Origin of the sequence: Moorena sp. SIO4A5, from assembly GCF_010672005.1 — a bacterium.
Classification (GTDB): Bacteria; Cyanobacteriota; Cyanobacteriia; order Cyanobacteriales; family Coleofasciculaceae; genus Moorena.
The window spans coordinates 1-5,314 of the sequence record NZ_JAAHHZ010000310.1; the positions used below are offsets into that span (position 1 = coordinate 1).

At 41.7% G+C, this 5,314-nt stretch carries 6 protein-coding genes and 1 pseudogene; 2 read left to right on the plus strand and 5 right to left on the minus strand.

Annotated features, from left to right (window positions below; translation table 11 throughout):
- The 5 genes and pseudogenes from F6K57_RS35735 to F6K57_RS35755 all read right to left on the minus strand — a co-directional run.
- Positions 1 to 355 (minus strand): annotated as a pseudogene (locus tag F6K57_RS35735) (5-histidylcysteine sulfoxide synthase); the annotation flags it as partial.
- 215 nt (positions 356 to 570) lie between these two features.
- On the minus strand, positions 571 to 1,602 hold the full coding sequence (egtD, locus tag F6K57_RS35740; protein WP_293072778.1) for an L-histidine N(alpha)-methyltransferase: 1,032 nt from the start codon (positions 1,600 to 1,602) through the stop codon (positions 571 to 573).
- A gap of 96 nt (positions 1,603 to 1,698) precedes the next feature.
- Entirely contained in the window at positions 1,699 to 2,946 is a 1,248-nt protein-coding gene (locus tag F6K57_RS35745) for an RNA-guided endonuclease TnpB family protein (protein ID WP_293072781.1), read from the minus strand.
- Between the two features lie 184 nt (positions 2,947 to 3,130).
- Positions 3,131 to 3,598: a transposase gene (locus F6K57_RS35750; protein WP_293072788.1), complete on the minus strand. Its 468-nt coding sequence runs from the start codon at positions 3,596 to 3,598 to the stop codon at positions 3,131 to 3,133.
- Positions 3,599 to 3,602: 4 nt separating this feature from the next.
- On the minus strand, positions 3,603 to 3,953 hold the full coding sequence (locus tag F6K57_RS35755) for a transposase (RefSeq protein WP_070390804.1): 351 nt from the start codon (positions 3,951 to 3,953) through the stop codon (positions 3,603 to 3,605).
- Positions 3,954 to 4,364: 411 nt separating this feature from the next.
- Between F6K57_RS35755 and F6K57_RS35760 the strand changes: the two genes are divergently transcribed.
- Positions 4,365 to 4,808, plus strand: a complete 444-nt coding sequence (locus F6K57_RS35760) for a hypothetical protein (protein WP_293072785.1) — start codon at positions 4,365 to 4,367, stop codon at positions 4,806 to 4,808.
- A gap of 114 nt (positions 4,809 to 4,922) precedes the next feature.
- Entirely contained in the window at positions 4,923 to 5,297 is a 375-nt protein-coding gene (locus F6K57_RS35765) for a hypothetical protein (RefSeq protein ID WP_293024632.1), read from the plus strand.
- Positions 5,298 to 5,314 lie beyond the last annotated feature (17 nt).

Below are 5,314 nucleotides of genomic sequence, written 5' to 3' on the forward strand. Positions count from 1 at the left end.
GATAGCGCCAAACCTCTTCCACTGTCGGCCAGTGGATATCTTTGGTTGCTTGATCGAGTTCTTCAGGAGTTTCCGGGTCTACACCAATCTCAAACAGGATTTCATAGTTAGGATTAATGGGTTTATCTAATAACCCAACCCCAAGGAATTTATTGATGTAGAAAACAGCCGAGTGACCCAAATAGAAAATCAGACGGTTTCTTAATGGGTCGGGACTGATATAGAATGTTTCTTCACCAACCAGACTTTTCATCAGAACATCTTCGAGTTCCCATGAATTCTTAAAGTAATTGATAATGGTTTCGCGACTGCAGCTGTCAAGGCGAGGGAATTGACTAGATTGGAGAGTATCCATGGTTTGAGTTCCAAATACTATTCTTAAACTTAGGGGTGTCTATATTCAGCGGTCAGCGGTCAGTGGTCAGGGGTCAGCGATCAGCCGTCAGCGGTCAGCCGTCAGTGGTCAGCGGTCAGTGGTCAGCCGTCAGCCTTTAGCTGATAACTGAGAGCTGATAACTGATAACTGAGAGCTGAGAGCTGATAGCTGATAGCTGATAGCTTACACGTCTATTACACAGTCTGTATCTGACACAGGAGTAAACCAAACCATTGCTTGGTATCAGTCCAAGCCTGAACTGTGTTTAGTCCCCGACCTTTTAGATAGTGCTGCATCTGCTCCAAATTGAATTTGCGAGAAATTTCTGTAAGGATGCTTTCTCCTGCTTGGAAATCAACGGTTAAATCCAGGCTGGCTAAGCGCACAACATGGGTTTCCTGGCAATGTAAATACATCTCAATCTGACTTTCTGATTGATTATAAATCGCCTGATGGGTAAAGCGATCGAGGTCAAAATTTCCTTGGAAACGCCAGTTCAGATGTGCTAGCATATTCAGGTTAAATGCCCCATTAACCCCCTGAATATCGTTATAGGCAGCTTCCAGAATCTCCTTGGGTTTTTGTAAGTCAATGCCCAGCAAAAAGTAATCTCCTGGTGCTAGTAAACCTATCATTTTCTCAAAAAAGCGATCGCACTGTTCAGGAGCAAAATTTCCCAAGCTACTACCCAAAAAGAAAACCATCCGTCTAGGTAATGGTGTTGGAGTTAATTGGCTCAGGGCGTGTTCATAGGTTCCCACCTGACCCTGAACCTTTAACTTGGGATAATCCAGCAACAGCTGCTTGGCACTCTCTTCAAGAATCTCCCCACTGACATCAATAGGAACATAGCGCAACGGATATCCCTGGTTTTCATAGGCATCCAACAACAAGCGAGTCTTGGTAGAACTGCCACTACCGAGCTCCACCAATTCGCAAGCTCCCGTAAATTGGGCTACTTCTACAGCATACTGTTGTAATATTTCTGCCTCTGTGCGGGTGGGATAATATTCCGGTAACTCGCAGATTTGCTCAAACAATTGGGAGCCTTTTTCATCGTAAAAGTAACGAGGTGGCAAAGATTTCGGCCTTTGGGTTAATCCTCTAATGATATCTTTGCCATCATCTGTTGCAGTAGGCAGGTTGGCACTCCCGAGATAGTTAATTTCCAGGCGATCCTCACTGAATCTCAGATTCTCTGTGGTCTCTTGAAAAGTTGTTGACATAATACTCTTTTAAATTTAGTTTGCCAAAAACAGTTTTCCAAAAACAGTACATTTATACTGCGTGAACTACCCCGACCTACTTGGCCTATGGCCACGCTACGCGAACGTAGAGGTCGGGGCTTCCAGTTTCACAGAAGAATGCCTTAACTTGGACGGACGTCCGCGTCTTGGTCTTACTTCTTCGACCCTGGCGTTGACCTCCCCCGTCCCAGAGGAGGATAGCATCCTGATCCCTTCTGCTCTAATATTTTTTGCCGCATTACCATCTCTATCGTGGTGAGTTCCACAACTTGGACAAACCCAAGACCTGACATCAAGTGGCAACTCTTTGATTTGGTAATGACAATTAGAACAGGTTTTAGAGCTGGGGAACCACCGGTTTATCTCCACCAATACCTTTCCTTCTTTTTCGCACTTATAAGATAAAAAATTTACAAAGGTTCCCCAACCTAGATCAGAAATTGCTTTAGCTAGTTTATGGTTACGTTCGCGTAGCGTGCGCGTAGCGCATACCATGCCCTTGACGTTTAGGTTTTCGACTACCACTACTTGATTATGATCCACTATCTTTCTAGATAGTTTGTGCAGGTAGTCTTGGCGGACATTTCCAATCCGTTCGTATACCTTAGCTACAATCTTTCTGGCCTTTATGCATCTATTGCTTCCTTTTTTCTTTCGGGTGGCAATCCGTTGTTTTTTGGCCAGTTTATTTTCGTACTTGACTAAATGTTTAGGGTTAGCAAATTTAGAGATATTTTCGCCATCGTAGGTTATAGCAAAATCCTTGATACCCAAATCAATCCCGATTGTTTTCCCATCCTTGGACACCTTTGAGCTACTATAATCATATTCCATCAGCACAGAGGCGTAGTATTTCCCAGAAGGAGTCTTACTGACTGTAACAGTCTTGATTTCCCCGTCCAGCGGGCGATGAATTACTGCCTTTACAACTCCCAGTTTTCCAGGGAATTTAAGACAATCGCCCACTTGCTTGACTTTTTGAGGATACTGAATTGATTGGCGATGATGATAGGACTTGAATCTAGGGTATTTTGCCCTACCCTCAAAAAAATTTTGATATGCACGACTAAGATTGAGACTCACAGATTGCAAGACTTGAGAGTAACAATCTTTTAGCCATTCAGTTTCTTTTTCTTTTTTGAGTTTTGGCAACATAGAGTTAAGCGCAGATTGTTTTAGCCCTTTGCCAGTCTCTTGGTAAGTTTCTATACACTGATTTAGAGCATAATTCCACCACCATCGAGCACATCCAAAATGCTGAGCAAGAATCTGAATCTGCTCTTGAGTGGGATAAATCCTGACTTTGACAGCTTTATGTTTCACTGCGCTTGCCTCTGTTCTCGACCTCTGTTACTATTATATAAATTTTGCAGTAATACGTCAAGTTTTAGGCTTTTCAATATAAGTGATCGTCTCGCTATCCATCCCCACCGTGAAAGACGGTGGGGAATTCCGCGAGTTTTGTTAAGAGATGATCTGATTAGCACCGGTTAAGAGTACCATGAACCTATCCCACTAATAAGAGTCTTTGAATCCACAGATGAATAGTAGCAAGATCAATAAATGCATCAAAATAAACTTTTTGTCGTTCCCAACGAACCACTAGACGACGATATTTTCGCTGATACCAAGCAAAACAACGTTCCTGTTGATATCTGGGCACCGACATTTTAATCGGTCTTCCTCGATTTTTCTTGGTTTTCCAAATCCGTTTTGGTATTTGGGGTCGAATGCCTCGCTTACGCAGAGCAGCACGTTTTTCTTTGGAATCATAACCTTTATCGGCAGCTAGTACCTTGAGCCTCTTACGTGGTCTACCTGGTTTCAAAGTTTTCAATTTGACTTGATCCAGTAGAGGTAAGACTTGTTCTCTTTCACTACCATTGGCAGGAGTTGTACAGTTAGCTAGAGGCATTCCACTACCTTCAGTCAGGGTGTGAATCAGAACACCTTTACCTTTACCACCATAAGCAATGCCTTCACCTCCTCCCTTGCCAGGGGGAAAAAGAGCCGTCTACGGCACCAAACTCCCATTTAATCAAGCCCTTTTGATCTGCGATCGCTAGCACACGTGCTTGTAAATGTTCAAATGTTCCATCTAAGCGCCATCGCTTTAGCCATCGATGAGACGAACTTTTTGATGCCCAGATCTCCCCTCGTGGTAGATCACACCATCTACATCCAGTAATCAGTAGGTACAACAAACTGTTTAAAACATAACGATAGGGACAATGAGGCATTCCTTTACCCCGTTTTTCTGGGTCCTTGGGGAAGATATCTTCAAACAACTTCCATTCCAAATCACTTAACCCTTCAAAGCGCCCAGCCATAGAGTCATACACCTAAATCAACCCAGCAATAGACTACCATCTTTTGAGATTAGTGGGATAGGTTCATAATTTTTACCAGTTTTGAATAGCTCTTACTTTGGACAGCGAACCCAGGGAGCTATACTTTGTCGATTCTGAGGCCAGGACAAATCCATCTAAAAATAAATCTAAATTATTTTGACAACTAAGTAATAGTGTGATATGTAATCATCAAAGTTAACTTGAGCACCAAATATGAGATAATGAATTCATCACTAATTTTTATAAGTTGAGTTGTCTGACACATGAAAAACGGCGTCTTAATGCAAAGCGCGAGTGGGTGAAACCCCCGTAAGACATAACCGGAGGATGGGGGAGCCTTGTATTGATGCACTTAAAATTAGATAGATTAATCACGAAAAATAAAAATAGATGACATTAACAAATGATAGTTTTACCGATGGGTTTTCTGATTCAGTAGGTACCCTGGAGAGCCTGCAGAAATCTGCGATCGCATACTTATTCTCAGATCCAAGACTACAGATAGTCAAACTCAACGACCAAGAATATATGGATTGCCAAATTGCCTATCGCAGTCAGCAGAACGAACAAGAGATGATGCTTGAAGCCACACTTCAGGCTATAGACGATAAGATGTCTTCACAAGAAGATTACAGCATCCTTAGCATCGGTTGTGGGAGCGGATTGTTTGAGAAACCTTTTTTGGAAAAGCTTCTTTCTCTAAACAAAACTATCCATTTCGTCGGCATTGATCCCAACGAAGCAGAATGTGTAAAAGCACAAGAATGGTGTGATAAAATCAGGATATATCACACCGGTAAATTTAATTTTACAATTAATACTGTTGGATTTTAATCTTTTCAATCACGTCAAAGTTTTGATATAATACTGTTAATTCATTCCCTTTACTACTTTTCTGACATTAAAACCTTATTTCGGAAAATTTACGAACTTAGCCGGGAAGGAGGAATGGTAATTTTAGGGGTAGCTAAAAGACAGTTACTGAATGAACCTTTTTACCATGCAACTCAGCGACTATACGGAAAATATCCGTGGTTTAGCGATGATGTAAAGCAACTCCTAACTGAAAGCAATTTACCGTTTCGTCAAGAAAAAATTGATTTTACAACAAACATTACAAAATGTTTTGACAAAGAGTCTGAGTTGGGGAAACAGTTACTAAATTTTATAGTTGGTGCCAACACGGAATTTTTTTCACCCTTACAATTGCGATTGCTCCTAGACTACTTTGGCACGAGTTCGCAAAAGATGGAGGGGGGAGAAATAATGCTTCCACACTCCGGAATTTTATTTTATATTGAAAAACAAAGGGTATCCGCTTAAAGTGGTAAAACTCTAAC